The following is a 17773-nucleotide window of genomic DNA, read 5'->3' as shown; positions in this document are numbered from 1 at the left end:
GTCGGCGGGGTGCGTGCTAGCGTCGCGAATCGGGGCACGTCGCCGGTCGAGCGGGACGCGGCGTCGAACAGGCCGGGAACGGGACGGAACGCGGCCGGGAACAGAAGACGGGACACGGGGAGTGCCTTCAGGTGGCCACAGCGGAGCCGACACGTGCCGACGATGCCGATCCGGGCCCGGTGACCGGCCCGCGAATACGCGTGCCCGCGCACACCGCGACAGATGACGCGGCAACCGGCGCCCCTCACACGGACGACGGCGGAACCCGTGCGGGCGGCACACGCCTGACGCGGTTCGTCGACCGTCTCCGCGCCCCCTTCCTCCGCCACCCGGTGATCGGCTTCACGCTTCTCTCCGGTGTCCTCCACGTCGTCTGGTTCTTCACGTTCGCGAACAGTGGCGGCGACCTCGCGGCGCAGGACGCCTGGGCGGAGTTCGTCGGCCGCCACCCGGACTCGGCGTACAACCTCGCCTGGTACGGCGGCATGCACCCGGTGTCGTACAGCGTGGTCTCGCCGTATCTGATGTCGGTCCTCGGTGTCCGTACGACGATGATGATCGCCGGGACGATCTCGGCGGGCCTGCTCACCATGATCCTGATCCGCAGCCGCTCGGTGAGGAACCCGCTGTGGGCCTCGCTCGCGGGCGTCTTCGCGCTGCTGTGCAACGCGGCGTCGGGCCGCGTGACGTACGGCCTCGGCCTGGTCTTCGGGCTCGGCGCGGTGGCCGTGGTCTTCTGCTGGCCCTACCGCTGGCGCTACAAACGCTGGGCGAAGGCCCTGTGCGCGGCCCCGCTGGCCGCGCTCGCGACGATGTCGTCGCCGGTGGCCGGGCTGTTCGTGGGCCTGGTCGCCGTAGCCCTCTTCCTGCAGAAGCGACGCCCGGGTGCATGGGCCCTCGGCCTCGCGCCCGCCGCCGTGGTGGCCGTATCCGCTTGGCTGTTCCCGTTCTCCGGCACGCAGCCGATGCTGTTCGGCTCGATGATCCTGCCGCTGGCGTCCGGGGTGATCGTCTACTTCCTGGTGCCGCGCGAGTGGACGACCGTACGGATCACGGCGGCCGTGTACAGCATCGGCGTCATCCTCGTCTGGCTGGTCAGTTCGCAGATCGGCTCGAACATAAGCCGACTGGCGATGCTGTTCGCGGGCGTGGCACTGATCGCCGCACTGCCCTTCGCGGTGCCGCGTTCCCGCAAGTGGTACGCGATCGCGCTGGCCTTCGTCGGCTTCAACGGCTGGATCGGCTTCAAGTCGATAGACGACGTCGTCAACACCGCCCCGGCCGCGTCCTGGTCGCACGAACTCGCGCCACTCGTCAACGAACTCCAGACGGTCGGCGCCGAGCGCGGCCGCGTCGAGGTCGTCCCGGCCGCGTCCCACATCGAGGCCTCCGCGCTCGCGCCCTACGTCAACCTGGCCCGCGGCTGGAACCGCCAGGCCGACATGGAGCGCAACCCCCTCTTCTACGACGACACCCTCAACTCGGCGAACTACCACGAGTGGCTCCAGCGCTGGGCCGTCCACTACGTCGTGCTGCCGAAGGACAAGCTGGACGGCGACGGCGGCGAGCGCGAACGGGCCCTGGTCCAGCGCGGGATGCCGTATCTGAAGCAGGTCTGGGGAGACACGAACTGGCAGCTGTTCCAGGTCACCGACCCGACACCGCTCGCCGAGCCGAACTCGGTCGTGGACCGGGCGGAGCAGGGCGAGTTGACCATCGAGGTGAAGAAGAAGGGGCGGATCCTCATCCGCATCCCGTACTCGCCGTGGCTGAGCATCGTCGACGCGAAGGGCAAGAGCCTCAAGCCCCCGCAGGAGACCGACGCGTCCAAGCACCGCGCCGAGGGCACGCCGAAGACGTACGACAACCTCAACGGCTGCCTGATGGAGACGGAGGAGGACTCGAAGGGCGACAAGTGGACGATGTTGCTGGCACCGAAGACGGGAACGTATCGGCTGGCGGCGCCGTACCAGTTGCCTCGGGGTACTCCGTGTCCGGATGAACTGAAGTAGTGGTCAGCGGAGTTGGTCCACGTACCTGTCCGTACCCGGCACCGTCGGGATGAAGGGTGCCACCAACTCCACGCGCCCCAGGCCGGATTCGGCCACCGGCGTTTCGAGATCCCCGAAGTGCTCCTCCCAGCACTCCCGGGGATCCGCCTCCAGGAACCACAGCAACGTGAGCCGGGTGTCGACCCCCTCGACCTGCTTGACGTAGGTCATGCGGTCGCCCGGCAGCGGGGTGGGCCGGAAGACGGTCACCATGGCGGCCGGTGATCCGGCGAGGCGCTTGGGGAGATGCCGGGAGCGGAGCCACTCCAGCAACTCGGCGCGCTGGTCCGCCGATTCACTGTCGACGACCTCCAACACCAGCCCGGCGTAAGGGTGGTCGAGGGCGTGGAAGTCCCTCGGTCCTGCCGCGCCGTCCCGGTACACGGTCGCCTCGTGGTCCTGGAACGCGGTGAAGACGTGCGTACGGTCCTGGTACACCCGCCCATCCCGGTTGAGCCGTTTGTTGATGCCGACGGTCCACTTCATGTGGTCGTCGTAGCGGCCCTCGGTGACCCAGTACGTGGAGAGGTAGCAGCCGGCGGTGACGGGCTCGGCGATGGCCGACTTCTCGGGCCTGCGCAGGAGTTGGAGGTCGCGGGTGGCGACCCAGCGGCGGCCCGAGTACATCCAGGGCATGGCCATCGCGCCCGCGTAGTAGTGGTCGTCCTCGTACCAGCGGTTGTAGGCGTACTCGTGGCCGGGACGCGGTTCGACCATGGTGATCAGCGCATGCCCCGGCCGGACTCCGTACGGTCCTACGGCGGCCAGTTCGGCGTACACGTCGCTCCGGGTTTCCTCGCTCACGTCGCTCCCCTTCCGTCCTCCGCCGGTCGCCCATACTCTGACGCCCCGTCAGATAAACCGCCAGACCCCGGGAGGGATCGGATGTCGCTGCTCGCGGGCAAGACCGTCGTCGTCTCGGGGGTCGGGGCCGGACTCGGCCACCAGGTCGCCGCAGCCGTCGTACGGGACGGAGGCAACGCCGTGCTCGGCGCGCGCACGGAGGCGAATCTCGCCAAGTCGGCCGCCGAGATCGATCCGGACGGCACGCACACGGCGTACCGGGCGACGGACATCACGGACGAGGCGCAGTGCGAAGCGCTGGTGGCGGTGGCGCGGGAGCGGTTCGGGCGGGTCGACGCGGTGGTCCAAGTGGCCGCATGGGACAGCTACTTCGGCGGGGTCGAGGACGCGGACTTCGCGACCTGGCAGTCGGTGATCGACGTGAATCTGCTGGGGACGCTGAAGATGACGCGGGCCTGCCTGCCGGCACTGAAGGAGGTGGGCGGCGGCTCGGTCGTGTTCATCGGGACACAGTCGGCCGTAGCCGCGCCCTCGCAGGTGCGGCAGGCGGCGTACGCGGCGTCGAAGGGGGCGCTGACGAGCGCGATGTACTCGCTGGCACGGGAGTTGGGGCCGTACCGGATCCGGGTGAACACCGTGCTGCCGGGGTGGATGTGGGGGCCGCCGGTGGAGGCGTACGTGCAGTTCACCGCGCACACGGAGAAGGTGCCGGAGGCGGAGGTGCTGAAGCGGCTGTCCGACCGGATGGCGTTGCCCGAGCTGGCGACGGACGGGGATGTGGCGGACGCGGCGGTGTTCCTGGCGTCGGACCGGGCGCGGGCGATCACGGGACAGTCGTTGCTGGTCAACGCCGGTGAGCTGATGCGATGAGTTCACATAGCTGAACTCGGAACATCAATCCGAACGATTTTACTCCCCCTTGACCGCACGCTTACTTGTCGTGCTCACGCGCGACCGCCCACGATGAGCCCCGGGCTGAACCGGCTCAATCGTGGGAGGGCGCATATGAACGGGCTCGACTGGGCCGTGCTCATCGGCTATTTCGGCGTGATGGTGGCGATCGGCGTGTGGTCGCACAAGCGCGTCGACAACGTGAGCGACTTCTTCACGGCCGGCGGGAAGATGCCGTGGTGGCTGTCCGGCATCTCGCACCACATGTCGGGCTACAGCGCGGTGATGTTCACCGGCTACGCGGGCATCGCCTATACGTACGGCGTCACGTCGTTCATCACGTGGTCGTTCCCGATCGCGCTGGGCATCGCCATCGGCTCCAAGCTGTTCGCGCCGCGCATCAACCGGCTGCGCTCACGGCTCCATGTGGCGTCCCCGCTCGAGTACTTGAAGAACCGCTACAACCTCAAGACCCAACAGGCGCTCGCCTGGTCCGGCATGCTCCTGAAGATCGTGGACGTGGCGGCCAAGTGGGCGGCGATCGCGACCCTGTTGTCGGTGTTCACAGGTGTGTCCCTGAACCAGGGCATCCTCATCACCGGCGCGATCACGGCGGTCTACTGCACGATCGGCGGCCTCTGGGCGGACGCGCTGACCGAACTCGGCCAGTTCATCATCCAGTTGCTGGCCGGCGTGTCCATGTTCGTGGCCGTCGTCCTGAAGTTGCACGACAAGGGCATCGGCTTCCTCGGCGCCTGGGACGAACCAGCCCTCCAGGGCCACGGCAAACCGCTGGTCGGCCCCTACGGCACGGTCTTCCTCCTCGCGTTCCTCTTCATCAAGCTCTTCGAGTACAACGGCGGCATGCTCAACCAGGCCCAGCGCTACATGGCCACCAAGAGCCCCTACGAGGCCGAGCGTTCGGCCCGGCTGTCGGCGGCACTGTGGCTCATCTGGCCGACGGTCCTCTTCTTCCCCATGTGGATGTCCCCGCTCCTGGTCCACGCGCAGAAGCCGGACGGCTCCGACTCCTACGGCCTGATGACCGAACAGCTGCTGCCACACGGCCTGTTGGGCCTGGTGGTCGTCGGCTTCTTCTCCCACACGATGGCGATGTGCTCCTCCGACGCCAACGCGATCGCGGCCGTCTTCACCCGGGACGTGGCGCCGGTCGTATCGGCCAAGGCCCGTGCGTGGGACGACCGTTCGGGGCTCATCGCGGCCCGCGTGACGACGGTCGTCTTCCTCGGCCTGTCGATGTCGGTGGCGACCCAGATCAACTCGCCCACGTTCAAGGACATCATCACGGTCGTCATCAAGTGGGTCGCCGGCCTGATGGGCCCGATCGCGATCCCGATGATGCTGGGTCTGCTCCGCCCGTTCCGCAAGTCCGGCCCTACGGCGGCGCTGACGAGCTGGGCGGCGGGCCTGTTCGCCTTCTGGCTGGTCAACTACCCGATCAACTGGGAGGTGGACGGCGGAGTCCCGCTCCAGTACCAGGTGTCGATACCGCTGGCGGTCTCCCTCGTCCTCTACATCCTCATCGGCTATGTGAAGCCCGAGGACACCCCGGAGCGGGACGCGCTGATCGAGAAGATCAACGGGGGCGGGGACGACGACGGAGAGGCGGCGGCGGTGGCGGTACCGGCGCAGGCGGGTGCGGGCGACGACGTGGTGGGCAGCCAGTCGTAGCTACGGCTACGCGCCTCTGGGATATCTGGCGATCCACCCCGGGGCGGACCCGGCGGGCCCGTGCAACGCGGGCCCCTGGGTCATCTCCACCGCGAAGTCATCGGCCAGCACAAGCAAGGTGGGACGGCCCTCCAGCTCGGCCAGCCAGGCCGGCGGGAGGGCCGTCTCGCCGTGCAACGCACCGAGCAGGCCACCGGTGAGCGCGCCCGCAGTCCCGGAGGGCCCACCCTGGTTCACGGCCAGACACAGCCCGTGCCGTACGTCCTCGCCGACGAGCGCGCAGTAGACAGCCCCCGCGAGCGCCCCGTCAGCGTTCCCCTCCCCCACGAGTTCCTCGACCCGCGCGGGGGTGGGCATGCCCTGCCGTACGGCGCCGAGGGCGCGCTGAAGTGCGACGGAGACGGGTTGATGCCCGGGTCTAGCTGCCAGCAGGCCAAGCGCCCGTTGCACGGCGGCATCGAGACTCTCACCGCGGGCAAGCCCATGCACGATGACGGCGTAAGCACCGGCAGACAGATACCCGACTGGATGCCCATGGGTCTGAGCGGCACACTCCACGGCGAGCTGCATCACAAGCTGCGGCTCCCACCCCACAAGCAACCCAAAAGGCGCGGACCGAGCGGCGGCTTCCCCTCCCACCTCACCGGGATTCTTGGGAGCGTCAAGCGTGCCCATCCGCTCATCGCCAAACCCCAACAAACAGGCCCGAGTTGGGTCGCGCCGAGCATAAAGCCACTCTTCCCGCGCGAGCCACCCGTCATCCTTACGACGCTCATCGGGCCCCCAATCATGCTGGGTCGCGGCCCACCGCAAATAGGCCCGATGCAGATCGGTAGGCGGATGCCAGGCCCCGGTATCGCGCCGCACCTGAGCACGGATCAGCCCATCGACGGTAAACAGACTGAGCTGCGTGAGATGAGTGACGGCCCCCCGCCGCCCGTACCCGAAGACGAGATCTACGACGCCCTCCGCACCGTAGGCCTCCCGGATCTCATCACCCGCCAACAGATCCACAGGCGCACCGAGCGCGTCCCCCACGGCGGCCCCGAGCAGTGTCCCCCGCACCCGACTACGGAAATCCTGCTGCTCGACCCGACCCCAGACGGCCGCGGTTGCCGTACTCACCAAGGCCTCCTCGGGCTCCGTCCATACGTACGAGTCAGTTCAGCACTGTAATCGAACGGGGACGGTGGGTTGAGGGGGTGGATCGGTATACGCGGAGTTGAACCCGCCTGTGTTGGAGACATGACCGTCGGGCCACTCGCTTCTTGGCCAGTGTCGGCCTTCCACGGCCCGAGTAAAGGGCGCTCCCTGCGGTCGCGTCGGCTACGCCGATTCCGCTCCGCTCCACCCTTGACTAGGGCCGCTCCAGCCCGTTTCAGAAGCGAGCGAGCGGCCCGAAAAGACGGGTGGCCAGGTAGGAACACCCTTGCCTGAACTGCCTTGCCGGGCGGTATGGAGGGGCGCGCCAGCGTCTCGCCAGCACGCCCCCTCGGCTCAGCGGCCAACCCTGGTCGGGTGGTCCCCAGCCTCCAGAGGGTGCAGGGCCGAGGGCCGGGGTGGGGTGGGGTGGGGTGGGGCTGGAAAGTGTGACACTTCCGCTTCAACTGTCACACTTCTACGGACCAGGTGCCCCGGGAGGGGCGGTTGGCAAGCGGAAGTCACCACCCGCGCCATCACCCAGGCCATCGCCCGGGCCGTCGCCCAGAACCGGCAGCCGGGAAGCCCCCACCGGCCGACAGCCGCCGAGCCGAACCGGCATGCAGCCGAGACGCCAGCGCGCCACCCCGACCCCGACCCCGACCCCTCCGGAAGCCGGGGCCCTTTCTAACCAGCCAAAGGGCATGACAGTGGTTAGATTTACCTACAGCCTCCAGCAACCACCCACCCACCCACCCCCGATCCACCCACCCCCGCCCACTCCCCCATCCACCGTTGGCCGCTGAGCCGAGGGGGCGTGCTGGCGAGGCGGCAGCGCGCACCCTCGCACCCTCGCACCCCACCGGCCGGTAGCCGCTAAGCCCGCCCGGCGTGCCGGCGAGACGCGAACGCGTCCCCTCCGCACCGGCCCGCAACGCAGTACAGGCAAGGGGATTCCTACCTGGGCCACCCATCCCTCCGGGATGACGTCCCGCGTGATGGTGTAGGCGATCACGTTGCGGGTGTGCGCGGGCGGGTGCCCGGGGCGTGCATCCGGTGACGGCTTCCGCTCCCTGCGCATAGGGCAGGCCACCGTGCAAATCTCCCTGGTGAACGGCCAGTTCAACCCGGGAGGTGCCCGATGGCCTTGTCCCAGTCTGACCTACAACGCCTGCTGGAGTCACTACGCACGGCGGACGGGATCGAACTCGTCCGCAACGTCGCCGAGCGGATGCTTCAGGAACTGATCGAGGCCGAACTCAGCGGCCGGATCGGTGCCCAGTGGAACGAGCATGCCGAGACCCGCACCGCTTTCCGCAACGGCCACCGGGACAAGACCCTGGCCACTCAGGCCGGCGATCTGGACCTGGGCATCCCGAAATTGCGCAGTGGCAGCTTCTTTCCCAGCCTGCTGGAGCGGCGCCGCCGGATCGACCAGGCGCTCTACGCGGTGATCATGGAGGCATACGTGCACGGAGTGTCCACTCGTTCGGTCGATGACCTGGTCAAGGCGCTCGGCGCGGACAGCGGCATCTCAAAGAGCGAGGTCTCACGGATCTGCGGCGACCTGGACGAACAGCTCGCGGTCTTCCGCAACCGGCCGCTGGATCACAGCCGGTTCCCCTACCTCTATCTGGACGCCACCTACTGCAAGGCCCGCGTGAACCACCGGATCGTCTCGCAGGCCGTGGTCATCGCCACCGGGATCAGCGAGGACGGCGGCCGCGAGGTGCTGGGCGTGATGGTCGGCGACAGCGAGAGCGAGGCGTTCTGGAGCGAGTTCCTGCGCTCCCTGCGCGAACGCGGCCTGGGCGGGGTCCGTCTGGTCATCTCCGACAGCCACAGCGGTCTGGTGGCCGGGATCCGCAAGGTCATGCTCGGCGCCGCCTGGCAGCGTTGTCGTGTCCATTTTCTGAGGAATGTGTTCTCGGTGATCCCGAAGGGGTCCGGCGAGATGGTCGCGGCGACGATCCGCACCATCTTCATCCAGCCCACCGCGGATGCCGTCCATCATCAGCTCGACGCGGTGGCGGACATGCTCGGGCAGCAGTTCCCCAAGGTCAAACAGATGTTGCTGGAGGCCAAGGAGGACCTGACCGCCTTCGCCGCTTTTCCCATCTCCCACTGGAAGAAGATCCAGTCGTCGAACCCCCTGGAGCGGATCAACCGCGAGATCAAGCGCCGGACCGACGTCGTGCAGGTCTTCCCGAATCCGGCCGCACTCGAACGACTGGTCACCGCCGTGCTCAGCGAGATGCACGACGAGTGGATCGCCTTCCCCCGCCGCTACCTCTCCGAAGCCAGCATGGCCGCCATCTACGCCGATGAACACGCCGACCACGCCACCCGCGAGCTCCCCAACACCCCGAACGCTACGGACGGTTGATCGCCTACACCATGAGGCGGGACGCCATCCCCTCCGGGCCGCCCGCTCGCTTCTGAAACGGGATTGCGGGAGACGAGTCAAGGGTGAAGCGCAGCGGAATCGGCGCAGCCGACGCGACCGCAGGGAGCGCCCTTTACTCGGCTCCCGCAATCCCGACACTGACCAAGAAGCGGGCGGCCCACCCGTCACTTCACAACGTACGCAAGTGGCAACTCACGGCGGTGGGAAGGAAACTGCCATGACCACCCCCACCTCGCGCACCGCAACCACCCTCGCCGCCACCCTCCTCACCGCCACCGCCGCCCTCTACATCACCCTCGTCGCCTTCGGGAACATCACCGACTTCGGGACCAACCAGCAGTTCGTGCGGCATGTGTTGGCCATGGATACGACGTTCAAGGACGACGATCTGATGTGGCGGGCGGTCAGCAGTAAAGGGCTGCAGGACGCGGCTTATGTGGTGATCATCGTGTGGGAGACCCTTGCCGCTCTCGTGCTCAGCTATGGGACCTGGTTGTGGGTTCGGCGTGATGACGAGCGGGCGCGGCGGTTCTCCACGTACGGGCTGCTCATGCTCATGGTGTTGTTCGGGGCCGGGTTCATCGCCGTCGGGGGTGAGTGGTTCGCGATGTGGCAGTCGAAGGACTGGAACGGGCTGGAGGCCGCGACCCGGGTGTTCCTGTTGAGCGGGGTCGTGCTGGTCGTCGTGCAGCTCACGGAGGGCCGGACGGCGACTACTTGACCACGATCACCTTCGTGCTCGTCGTTCCGAATGCCCACAGTGCCGCGCCATCGGCCTTGCCCATGCGGACGCCGCCCGTCTCCTTGCCCGCCGCCGGCGGGGGCGAGGAACCGTCCACCGCGTTGGAGAAGGCGATGTTGAGACCGGACTTGGTGGCGAAGTAGACGATGTTCTCGATCTGCACGCCGTCGGAGCCCGTCGTGGCGTCCTTGCGGACGGACACCGTGTACCTGCCCGGATCCGGGCTCACCGTGCCCGGCCAGACAGCGAACGTACGGCCCGCCTTGTCGCTCGCGTCGACCAGCCAGACCCGTTTCTGGCCGACGGCGTAGACGATGCGCCGCCCGGTACCGGAGGAGGCCGGTACCGCGGCGGCCGTCGCGTGCGGCTTCGGGGACGTGGAGGCGTGCGCGGACGCCGAGGCGCTCGGGCGGGCGGCGGACGCCTTCGGGTGCGGGCCCTTGTTGGCCTGGACGGCCAGGACCGTGACCGCGGCGATCGCTCCCACCGTCAGACCGGTCACCCAGACCTTGGAGGCAGGCACGGGCACGCATCTCCTCAGCTACTCACAGCCCCCACATCCCGATCGAACAGGGGTCGGATCATCGTACCGGCCCCCCATCCCGACGCCTGACCTCTCCGCCCGCGCCCGCCCCTCAGTCCAGCACCGGCAACAGCTCCGGCAGATGCCCGTCCGAGACGGAAGCGGTCCGCTGTCGTTCCTCCGTCACCTCGCCGTAGAGGGTGGTGCGCGGTCGCGCCGGCCGGCCCGCCAGTTCCGCTACGGCGACCAGGTCCCGTACCGACTTGTACGAGCCGTACGACGAACCCGCCATCCGCGAGATCGTCTCCTCCATCAGCGTGCCGCCGAGGTCGTTCGCCCCGGAGCGCAGCATCTCCGCCGCGCCCTCCGAACCCAGCTTCACCCAGCTCGTCTGGATGTTGGGGATGTGCGGGTGGAGGAGCAGCCTCGCCATCGCCACCACCGCCCTGTTGTCCCGCATCGTCGGTCCCGGGCGAGCGATCCCCGCCAAGTACACCGGCGCGTTGGTGTGGATGAACGGCAGCGTCACGAACTCCGTGAAACCGCCCGTGCGTTGCTGGATGGAGGCCAGGGTGCGGAGGTGGCCCAGCCAGTGGCGTGGCTGGTCGACGTGACCGTACATCATTGTCGACGACGAACGGATGCCCAACTCGTGTGCCGTCGTGACTACTTCGATCCATGTCGCCGTCGGCAGCTTGCCCTTCGTCAGGACCCAGCGGACCTCGTCGTCGAGGATCTCCGCCGCCGTGCCGGGGATGGTGTCGAGGCCCGCCTCCTTCGCCGCCGTCAGCCACTCACGGATGGAGAGGCCCGTGCGCGTCGCGCCGTTCACCACCTCCATGGGGGAGAACGCGTGGACGTGCATACCGGGGACGCGTTCCTTCACCGCCTTCGCGATGTCGAAGTACGCCGTGCCGGGCAGGTCGGGGTGGATGCCGCCCTGCATGCAGACCTCAACTGCCCCGACCTCCCAGGCCTGTTGGGCCCGGTCCGCCACCTGGTCCAGGGAGAGCGTGTACGCGTCCGCGTCCGTACGGCGCTGCGCGAAGGCACAGAAACGGCAGCCCGTATAGCAGACGTTGGTGAAGTTGATGTTCCGCGTGACGATGTACGTCACCTCGTCGCCGACCACCGACTTCCGCACGTCGTCCGCGATCCGCGTCAACGCGTCCAGCGCCGGACCGTCCGCGTGCAGCAGCGCGAGCGCCTCCGCGTCGGTGAGGCGGGTGGGGTCGTCGGCCGCCGTCGCGAGGGCCTGCCGTACGTCCGTGTCGATGCGCTCGGGGACCATGCCGGGCGCGGCCGCCTCGCGCAGGGCGCCCCAGTCGCCGTAGACCTCGTCGAAGTCGTCACGGCGGTCGGACGTGCGGCCCTCCGTGTCGATCGTCGTGTGGAGGTCCGTGCGGCCGGATGACACGAAGGCCTCCTCCGGTTCCTGCCACGCGTGGCCCTCGACCACCGCGTCCTCGCGGGCGAGTCCCGTCTCCGGGTCCGCCAGTGCCCGTACGTGCGGCAACAGGCGCGGGTCCAGCCAGGGTTCGCCGCGGCCCACGAACTCCGGGTACACGCAGAGGCGTTCGCGGAGTTCGAAGCCCGCCTCAGCCGACTGTTCCCGGAGCAACTCGATCTGGGGCCACGGGCGTTCGGGGTTCACGTGGTCGATGGTGAGAGGGGAGACCCCGCCCCAGTCGTCGATGCCCGCGCCGATCAGGCGCTTGTACTCCGAGTCGACGAGGTTGGGGGGTGCTTGGATGCAGGCCGACGGGCCCATGATGTGGCGGGCCACCGCGACCGTCGCCACCAGCTCGTCCAGTTCCGCGTCCGGCATGCCGCGCATCGCCGTGTCCGGCTTGGCACGGAAGTTCTGGATGATCAGTTCCTGGATGCCGTGGTAGGAGCGGGAGATCTTGCGGAGCGCGAACAGGGAGTCCGCGCGCTCCTCGTACGTCTCGCCGATGCCGATCAGGATGCCGGACGTGAAGGGGACCGAGGACCGGCCCGCGTCCTCCAGGACGCGCAGGCGTACCGCGGGCTCCTTGTCCGGGGAGCCGTAGTGCGGGCCGCCGGGTTCCGACCAGAGCCGGGTCGCGGTCGTCTCCAGCATCATGCCCATGGACGGGGCGACGGGCTTGAGTCGCTGGAAGTCCGTCCACGTCATGACACCCGGGTTGAGGTGAGGGAGCAGGCCCGTCTCCTCCAGGATGCGGATGGAGATGGCGCGGACGTACGCGATCGTGTCGTCGTAGCCGTGCGCGTCGAGCCACTCGCGCGCCTCCGGCCAGCGGTCCTCGGGCTTGTCGCCGAGGGTGATCAGGGCTTCCTTGCAACCGAGTTCGGCACCGCGGCGGGCGATGTCGAGAACCTCGTCGGGGGACATGAACATCCCGTGGCCGGCGCGGCGGAGCTTGCCGGGGACCGTGACGAACGTGCAGTAGTGGCACTTGTCGCGGCAGAGGCGGGTGAGGGGGATGAAGACGCTCTTCGAGTACGTGATCACGCCGGGGCGGCCGGCCGTCGCCAGGCCCGCGTCGCGCACCCGGGCGGCGGACGCGGTGAGGTCGTCGAGGGCTTCGCCGCGCGCCTGGAGCAGCACCGCCGCTTCCGTGACGTCGAGGGCCACGCCGTCACGGGCGCGTTTGAGGGCGCGACGCATGGAGTTCTCGGTCGGGCCGGTTCCGGAGCTCGCGGGAGTCGTCATCCTTCGAGCATACGATCGGCCTGATCAGGCCAAAGAGGGACGCCCAATTCATCCCGCAGCGCAGATCGTTACACGGTGTGACTGGCCGCGGGAGCACTCCGCCCTCCCCATGCCGACTCCGGTTTCCCGACACCCGCCGATTCCCTGTCCTTGCACGGGAGTTCACAGCCGACTATCAGAGTCGTACGGGTCACCTCCGCACCATCCCTGTCACTCACGCCACCCCGGGAGCAGCAGCATGTGCGATGACGATCACGGAAACGGCACCACCAGACGTGCACTGATCGTGACGGGCGCCACCGCCGCGCTTACGTTGGGAAGTGTGACCTTCGCAAGCGGAGCGGCAACCCCTGCAAGTGGCGCCCAGGAGACGCGGACGGTACGGGGCACGCTCCCGACCGGTTCGCCCGACTACGTGTACGTGCCCGTCGAGGTCCCCACGGGGGTCGCCGAGATCAAGGTGGCCTACACGTACGACAGGCCGTCCGTCCCGGCCGGCACCCAGGGCAACGCCCTCGACATCGGCATCTTCGACCAGCACGGCACGGACCTGGGCGGCCGGGGTTTCCGGGGCTGGTCGGGCGGGGCCCGCACGGAGTTCTTCATCCGCGTGGACGACGCGACCCCCGGCTACCTCCCCGGCCCGGTGCGCGCCGGCACCTGGCACGTCGCCCTGGGCCCGTACACCGTCTCCCCGCAGGGACTGTCGTACGAGCTCACGATCACGCTCACCTACGGCGAACCGGGTGTCGCCCCGCGGCCGGTGTACCCGCCGGAGCGGGCGAAGGGGCGCGGGCGGGCCTGGTACCGGGGTGACTGCCACCTGCACTCCTGGTACTCGGACGGGCGCCGCACCCCGGCCGAGATCGCGGCGCTGGCGCGGGCGGCGGGCCTGGACTTCATCAACACGTCGGACCACAACACCCAGTCCTCGCACCCCCATTGGGCCACGGAGGCGGGCGACGACCTGCTGATCATGCTGGGGGAGGAAGTCACCACGCGTAACGGTCACGTGGTCGCCCTCGGCACCGAACCCGGCACGTTCATCGACTGGCGGTACCGGGCCCGCGACAACCGCTTCGGAAAGTACGCCCGCGAGATCCGCCGCGCCGGCGGCCTGGTCGTCCCCGCCCACCCGCACGCCACCTGCATCGGCTGCGCCTGGAAGTTCGGCTTCGGCGAGGCGGACGCGGTCGAGGTGTGGAACGGCCCCTACACGCCGGACGACGAGATCGCCCTGGCCTCCTGGGACGCGACCCTCGTGGCCTCCGTACGGGAGAACCGGGAGTGGCTCCCGGCGATGGGCAACAGCGACGCCCATCGCGACCCCGACGCGATCGGCCTGCCCCAAACCGTCGTGCTGGCCGAGGACTTGACGCGGGAGGCGATCCAGGACGGCATCCGCGCGGGCCACTCCTATGTCGCCGAGTCCAAGAACCTCTCCCTCACCTTCAGCGCGTCCGGCGGCCGGGCCCAACACGCGGGAATCGGCGAGCGGTTGAGGGTCGACGCGGACACCCCGGTCACGGTACGGCTGGAGGTCGCCGGCGCCCCGCGCTGCACCGTCCGTTTCGTGACCGACCAGGGGGTGCTGTTCACCAGCGATCCGCTGCCGGTGGGTGGGGCGGGGGTGGTCGAGTGGGGTACGACGGCGGCCTACGCGGCGTACGTACGGGCCGAGTTGAGGCATGAGGTAGCGGCGGGAACGGTACCGGGGGCGCTGGCGGCGTTCACCAATCCGATCTTCCTGGGCGCCGCCGGAGGGTGAACCGGGCGTTAAACCGGGCGGTTTGGCGGGAATGCCTGCGTACGGGCGTTCGGGCTGTTTCACTGGGCGTCCGGGCGGGGGGAGAGAAACAGCTGATGAGAACACCATGGGCTCGGCGCCGGGACGAGCGCTACAGGCGGGAGTACTGGGAGCAGCAGACGGGCCACAAGGACTGGGGCGACGACCGGATCGGGGTGGCGCTGGACGGCCTGGATCTCTACACCCACGATGCCCTCAACCTCCGGCGCCTGTCGGCCGTCCCCCCGGGCGTCGAACTGAACGTGACGGAGCTCACCGAGGCCTGGGACAGAGTGGGCCACGCAGGGCACAGCCACATCCACGACACCCTGGGCCTGTTCGAGCACCTCCAGCTCGCGGGTCTCATGCGCATCAGGAAGACCGACGACGGCAAGCGCTGGCTGACCGTCCCGCAGGGACTGCACGAGCGCCTGAAGTCGCGCTGGTCGGCGGAGGAAGCGGCCGACTGGCACTCACAACTCGCGCACAACGCCCTCGCCCTGCTGAAAAAGCCCGGTGACCCGTGGCGGACGCTGCCCGCCGGCGCCGGGTACTGGTGGCGGCATCTGGTCTGGCATCTGCAGCACTTCGACCCGGATCAGGCCGCCGTACTCGTGGCTTCCCAAGGTTGGCAGATCGACAAGATCCAGCGGTTCGGAGCGCAGAGCCTGCTGGCCGATCTGGCCGTGGTCGACTCCCCGGAGGCCAGGGCCACCGCCGCGGTGATCAACGAGGTCATGGGCGGCGCGGAGCCCGGCTCCGGGCTGGATCCCGGGAAGCGGACCGAGCTGCTGCGAGCCCTGGGCCTTGGGCAACCCACCTCCGGCGGGCAGCGCGGTGCCCAGCCTCGGCCGACGGTCCACGCGGTGCTGCGACTGCCGTCGTCTCCATGGGACTTCGCCCTGTCACCGGACGCCACCTGGCTGGTGGTGGTCGGACGCAAGGGGGTCATCCACGTGTACGACCTGGAGACCCAGGCCCTGCGACGGGTGATCCACGGCCCGTCCGACACGGTCCACCACTGTGGAGTCTCTCCGGACGGCAGTTTCATCATGACCAGCACCGTGGGTGAGAAGGCACAGGCCTGGGACGCTGTCAGCGGCGAGGAGAAGCTCCCCTTCAAGGTCGGCACCGTGGGTGAGTCCGTGCACGGTCCGGACGGCATGTGGGTTGCCTACAACACCTTCACCGGCAGCTTCGTCGACCCGCTGACCAACGAACGCCGGGGAACGAAGCCCACAGAACAGGGGATGTCGCATCTGGCGCTCGCTGCCGACGGATCAACCCTGGCCGCCCGTGGCCGCAGCACTCAGATCCTGCTCTGGGACCCGCGTTCCGGCCGACTGCTCGCGGAGTTGCCCACCCAGCCGCAGGGAGTCCACCGGCTCGGTCTGGCCCAGGACGCCTCATGGATCGCGATCGGCGACGTGAGCAGCCTCCGGATTCTTGAACTGCCCACCCATCGCGAGCGCTTCACGCTGAAGCAGAGCGGTATACGTTTCGCCACCACCGAGAACTGGCTGGCCGTCCCTCGCCGTAAACATGTGCAGATCCGGTCGACCAGCACCGGTGAGCTCCTGCGCACCCTTGAGGACCACTCGGACGACGTTCTCGACTGCCGTATGTCGTCCGACCGAAAACACCTGATCACCCACGACCGCGGCGGCACCTTCATCGTGTGGGACGCGGCAACCATCGTTCCCTAGCGGGCACCCGGTCCAGGTTCTCAGCGGGCATTCGGTCCATCGCCATCGCCATCGCTCAGATCCACGACCACGGCCGCGTGGTCGGTCGGCCACACCCCGTCGACCGGCCCGTCCCCCGCCCGCCGTACGCCCCGCACATGGCCCGGCGCGCCCTTCCCGGTCGGCTCGACGAAGACGTAGTCGATGCGGACGCTCGGCCCGAACGTGCCCGCGACGTAGGGATTCGCGAGGTCCCAGGTGGCCGAGGGCGTCCCCGGTTCGGCGAAGTCCCAGGCATCGATGAGGACTTGACCACCCACGGCCGGCGCGGTCCGGTACCCCCCGAACAACCGCACCTCGTCCGAGTCCGGCCAGGCGTTGAAGTCGCCGGTGACAACGGCCGGGAAGGGCCCGTCACCACGGTGGGCGGCGACGAACTCGGCGAGCGCGGTGACCTGTTGGCACCGTACGGCCGAGGCGTCGGTGGCGGAGGAGAGGTGGGCGGTGAAGAAGGGGATGCGGTACCCCGGCGCGTCCAGCCCCGCGTAGAGCGCGAGCCGACCGCCGTCTCCATCGCCCGGCGGCAGCGGCAGTACGGCCCGCTCGGCGACGGGCCAGCGGCTGAGGACGGCGTTGCCGATGCCGACGGTGGGGTCGCCGAGCCGCCGCTGCCAGAACCCCGGATCGTGAGAAGCTCCCCAGGTCCAGTGCATGCCGAGTTCCCCGGCGAGCCACGCGGCGAGGTTCTCACCGCTGGAGCCATCGGTACCACCGGTGTCCCACACCTCCTGCAACCCGACGACATCGGGCCGCAGTTCACGCAACACGGCGAGAATCGCCTTCTGCCGGGCCTCCCAGGGCCCGTACCGCCACCACAGGTTCCACGTCACGACGCGCACGGCACCATTGAAGTCCACGCCCCCGGCCCACCAACAGGAGATCAGCAAACCGATGCCCACATCGAATCCCGAGGCCAAGTACCGCAGCATCAGCCGGATCCAACGCGTGCTGAACTCTGTCACCCGCCACCTCCCCACCCAGACCGTCCTGGAGACCACCGGCCGGGTCTCCGGCCAACCGCGCCGCACCCCGCTCGGCGGCCGCCGCGTCGGCGACACGTTCTGGCTGGTATCGGAGTTCGGCGAACTCTCCCAGTACGTCCGCAACATCAAGGCGAACCCGAAGGTCCGGGTCCGCATCATGGGCCGCTGGCACACCGGCACGGCCCACCTCCTCCCCGACGACGACCCCCAGGCTCGCCTGCGCACGCTGCCCCGCTTCAACAGCGCGGCGGTGAAGGCGATGGGGGCGAGCCTGCTGACGGTGCGGGTGGATCTGAGGGACTGAGCCCGCC

At 68.9% G+C, this 17773-nt stretch carries 13 protein-coding genes; 8 read left to right on the top strand and 5 right to left on the bottom strand.

Annotation, left to right across the window (positions count from 1 at the left end; translation table 11 throughout):
• Positions 1-131 precede the first annotated feature (131 nt).
• The gene (locus tag OG504_RS30705; protein WP_405992704.1) at positions 132-2012 is read left to right on the top strand and encodes an MFS transporter; all 1881 of its coding nucleotides are present in this window, start codon (positions 132-134) and stop codon (positions 2010-2012) included.
• 3 nt (positions 2013-2015) lie between these two features.
• Here OG504_RS30705 and OG504_RS30700 read toward each other — a convergent pair whose 3' ends face one another.
• Positions 2016-2855 carry a hypothetical protein gene (locus OG504_RS30700; protein WP_405992703.1) on the bottom strand — a complete coding sequence of 280 codons (840 nt, stop codon included), beginning with the start codon at positions 2853-2855 and terminating at the stop codon, positions 2016-2018.
• An 81-nt stretch (positions 2856-2936) separates the two neighbouring features.
• Here OG504_RS30700 and OG504_RS30695 point away from each other — a divergent pair, with 81 nt between their 5' ends.
• Positions 2937-3725 (top strand): SDR family oxidoreductase, encoded by a 789-nt coding sequence (locus OG504_RS30695; protein WP_405992702.1) that lies wholly within the window; start codon positions 2937-2939, stop codon positions 3723-3725.
• Positions 3726-3860: 135 nt separating this feature from the next.
• Entirely contained in the window at positions 3861-5438 is a 1578-nt protein-coding gene (locus OG504_RS30690; protein WP_405992701.1) for a sodium:solute symporter family protein, read from the top strand.
• A 6-nt stretch (positions 5439-5444) separates the two neighbouring features.
• Here the strand turns inward: OG504_RS30690 and OG504_RS30685 are convergent, their stop codons facing one another.
• Positions 5445-6566 carry an ADP-ribosylglycohydrolase family protein gene (locus tag OG504_RS30685; protein ID WP_405992700.1) on the bottom strand — a complete coding sequence of 374 codons (1122 nt, stop codon included), beginning with the start codon at positions 6564-6566 and terminating at the stop codon, positions 5445-5447.
• Between the two features lie 1153 nt (positions 6567-7719).
• Here OG504_RS30685 and OG504_RS30680 point away from each other — a divergent pair.
• The gene (locus OG504_RS30680) at positions 7720-8964 is read left to right on the top strand and encodes an IS256 family transposase (protein ID WP_405992699.1); all 1245 of its coding nucleotides are present in this window, start codon (positions 7720-7722) and stop codon (positions 8962-8964) included.
• 238 nt (positions 8965-9202) lie between these two features.
• On the top strand, positions 9203-9706 hold the full coding sequence (locus OG504_RS30675; protein WP_405992698.1) for a DUF2165 domain-containing protein: 504 nt from the start codon (positions 9203-9205) through the stop codon (positions 9704-9706).
• Here OG504_RS30675 and OG504_RS30670 read toward each other — a convergent pair.
• Positions 9699-10250 carry a hypothetical protein gene (locus tag OG504_RS30670; protein ID WP_405992697.1) on the bottom strand — a complete coding sequence of 184 codons (552 nt, stop codon included), beginning with the start codon at positions 10248-10250 and terminating at the stop codon, positions 9699-9701. The genes OG504_RS30675 and OG504_RS30670 overlap by 8 nt on opposite strands.
• A 112-nt stretch (positions 10251-10362) precedes the next feature.
• Complete coding sequence (locus OG504_RS30665; RefSeq protein WP_405992696.1) at positions 10363-12948, bottom strand: bifunctional FO biosynthesis protein CofGH; 2586 nt, start codon at positions 12946-12948, stop codon at positions 10363-10365.
• A 238-nt stretch (positions 12949-13186) separates the two neighbouring features.
• Here OG504_RS30665 and OG504_RS30660 point away from each other — a divergent pair, with 238 nt between their 5' ends.
• Both OG504_RS30660 and OG504_RS30655 read left to right on the top strand, forming a co-directional pair.
• On the top strand, positions 13187-14716 hold the full coding sequence (locus OG504_RS30660) for a CehA/McbA family metallohydrolase (protein WP_405992695.1): 1530 nt from the start codon (positions 13187-13189) through the stop codon (positions 14714-14716).
• Between the two features lie 95 nt (positions 14717-14811).
• The gene (locus OG504_RS30655) at positions 14812-16440 is read left to right on the top strand and encodes a WD40 repeat domain-containing protein (RefSeq protein ID WP_405992694.1); all 1629 of its coding nucleotides are present in this window, start codon (positions 14812-14814) and stop codon (positions 16438-16440) included.
• Positions 16441-16460: 20 nt separating this feature from the next.
• On the opposite strand, the gene OG504_RS30650 is transcribed toward OG504_RS30655, so the two are convergent.
• A complete protein-coding gene (locus OG504_RS30650) occupies positions 16461-17318 on the bottom strand; it encodes an endonuclease/exonuclease/phosphatase family protein (protein ID WP_405992693.1) in 858 nt (285 codons plus the stop codon).
• A gap of 52 nt (positions 17319-17370) precedes the next feature.
• Between OG504_RS30650 and OG504_RS30645 the strand changes: the two genes are divergently transcribed.
• On the top strand, positions 17371-17766 hold the full coding sequence (locus OG504_RS30645; RefSeq protein WP_405992692.1) for a nitroreductase/quinone reductase family protein: 396 nt from the start codon (positions 17371-17373) through the stop codon (positions 17764-17766).
• Positions 17767-17773: the final 7 nt, after the last annotated feature.

It is taken from the genome of Streptomyces sp. NBC_00986 (assembly GCF_045162565.1).
GTDB lineage: Bacteria > Actinomycetota > Actinomycetes > Streptomycetales > Streptomycetaceae > Streptomyces.
The sequence above is the reverse complement of the archived record's forward strand: the minus strand, read 5'-3'. Positions and strand labels throughout refer to the sequence as shown.

What these genes read in the sequence shown, in the direction of transcription:
- OG504_RS30695 (WP_405992702.1), top strand. Translation starts at nt 2,937, where the DNA reads ATGTCGCTGCTCGCGGGCAAGACCGTCGTCGTCTCGGGGGTCGGGGCC.
- OG504_RS30690 (WP_405992701.1), top strand. Translation starts at nt 3,861, where the DNA reads ATGAACGGGCTCGACTGGGCCGTGCTCATCGGCTATTTCGGCGTGATG.
- OG504_RS30680 (WP_405992699.1), top strand. Translation starts at nt 7,720, where the DNA reads ATGGCCTTGTCCCAGTCTGACCTACAACGCCTGCTGGAGTCACTACGC.
- OG504_RS30675 (WP_405992698.1), top strand. Translation starts at nt 9,203, where the DNA reads ATGACCACCCCCACCTCGCGCACCGCAACCACCCTCGCCGCCACCCTC.
- OG504_RS30665 (WP_405992696.1), bottom strand. Translation starts at nt 12,948, where the DNA reads ATGACGACTCCCGCGAGCTCCGGAACCGGCCCGACCGAGAACTCCATG.
- OG504_RS30660 (WP_405992695.1), top strand. Translation starts at nt 13,187, where the DNA reads ATGTGCGATGACGATCACGGAAACGGCACCACCAGACGTGCACTGATC.
- OG504_RS30655 (WP_405992694.1), top strand. Translation starts at nt 14,812, where the DNA reads ATGAGAACACCATGGGCTCGGCGCCGGGACGAGCGCTACAGGCGGGAG.
- OG504_RS30645 (WP_405992692.1), top strand. Translation starts at nt 17,371, where the DNA reads ATGCCCACATCGAATCCCGAGGCCAAGTACCGCAGCATCAGCCGGATC.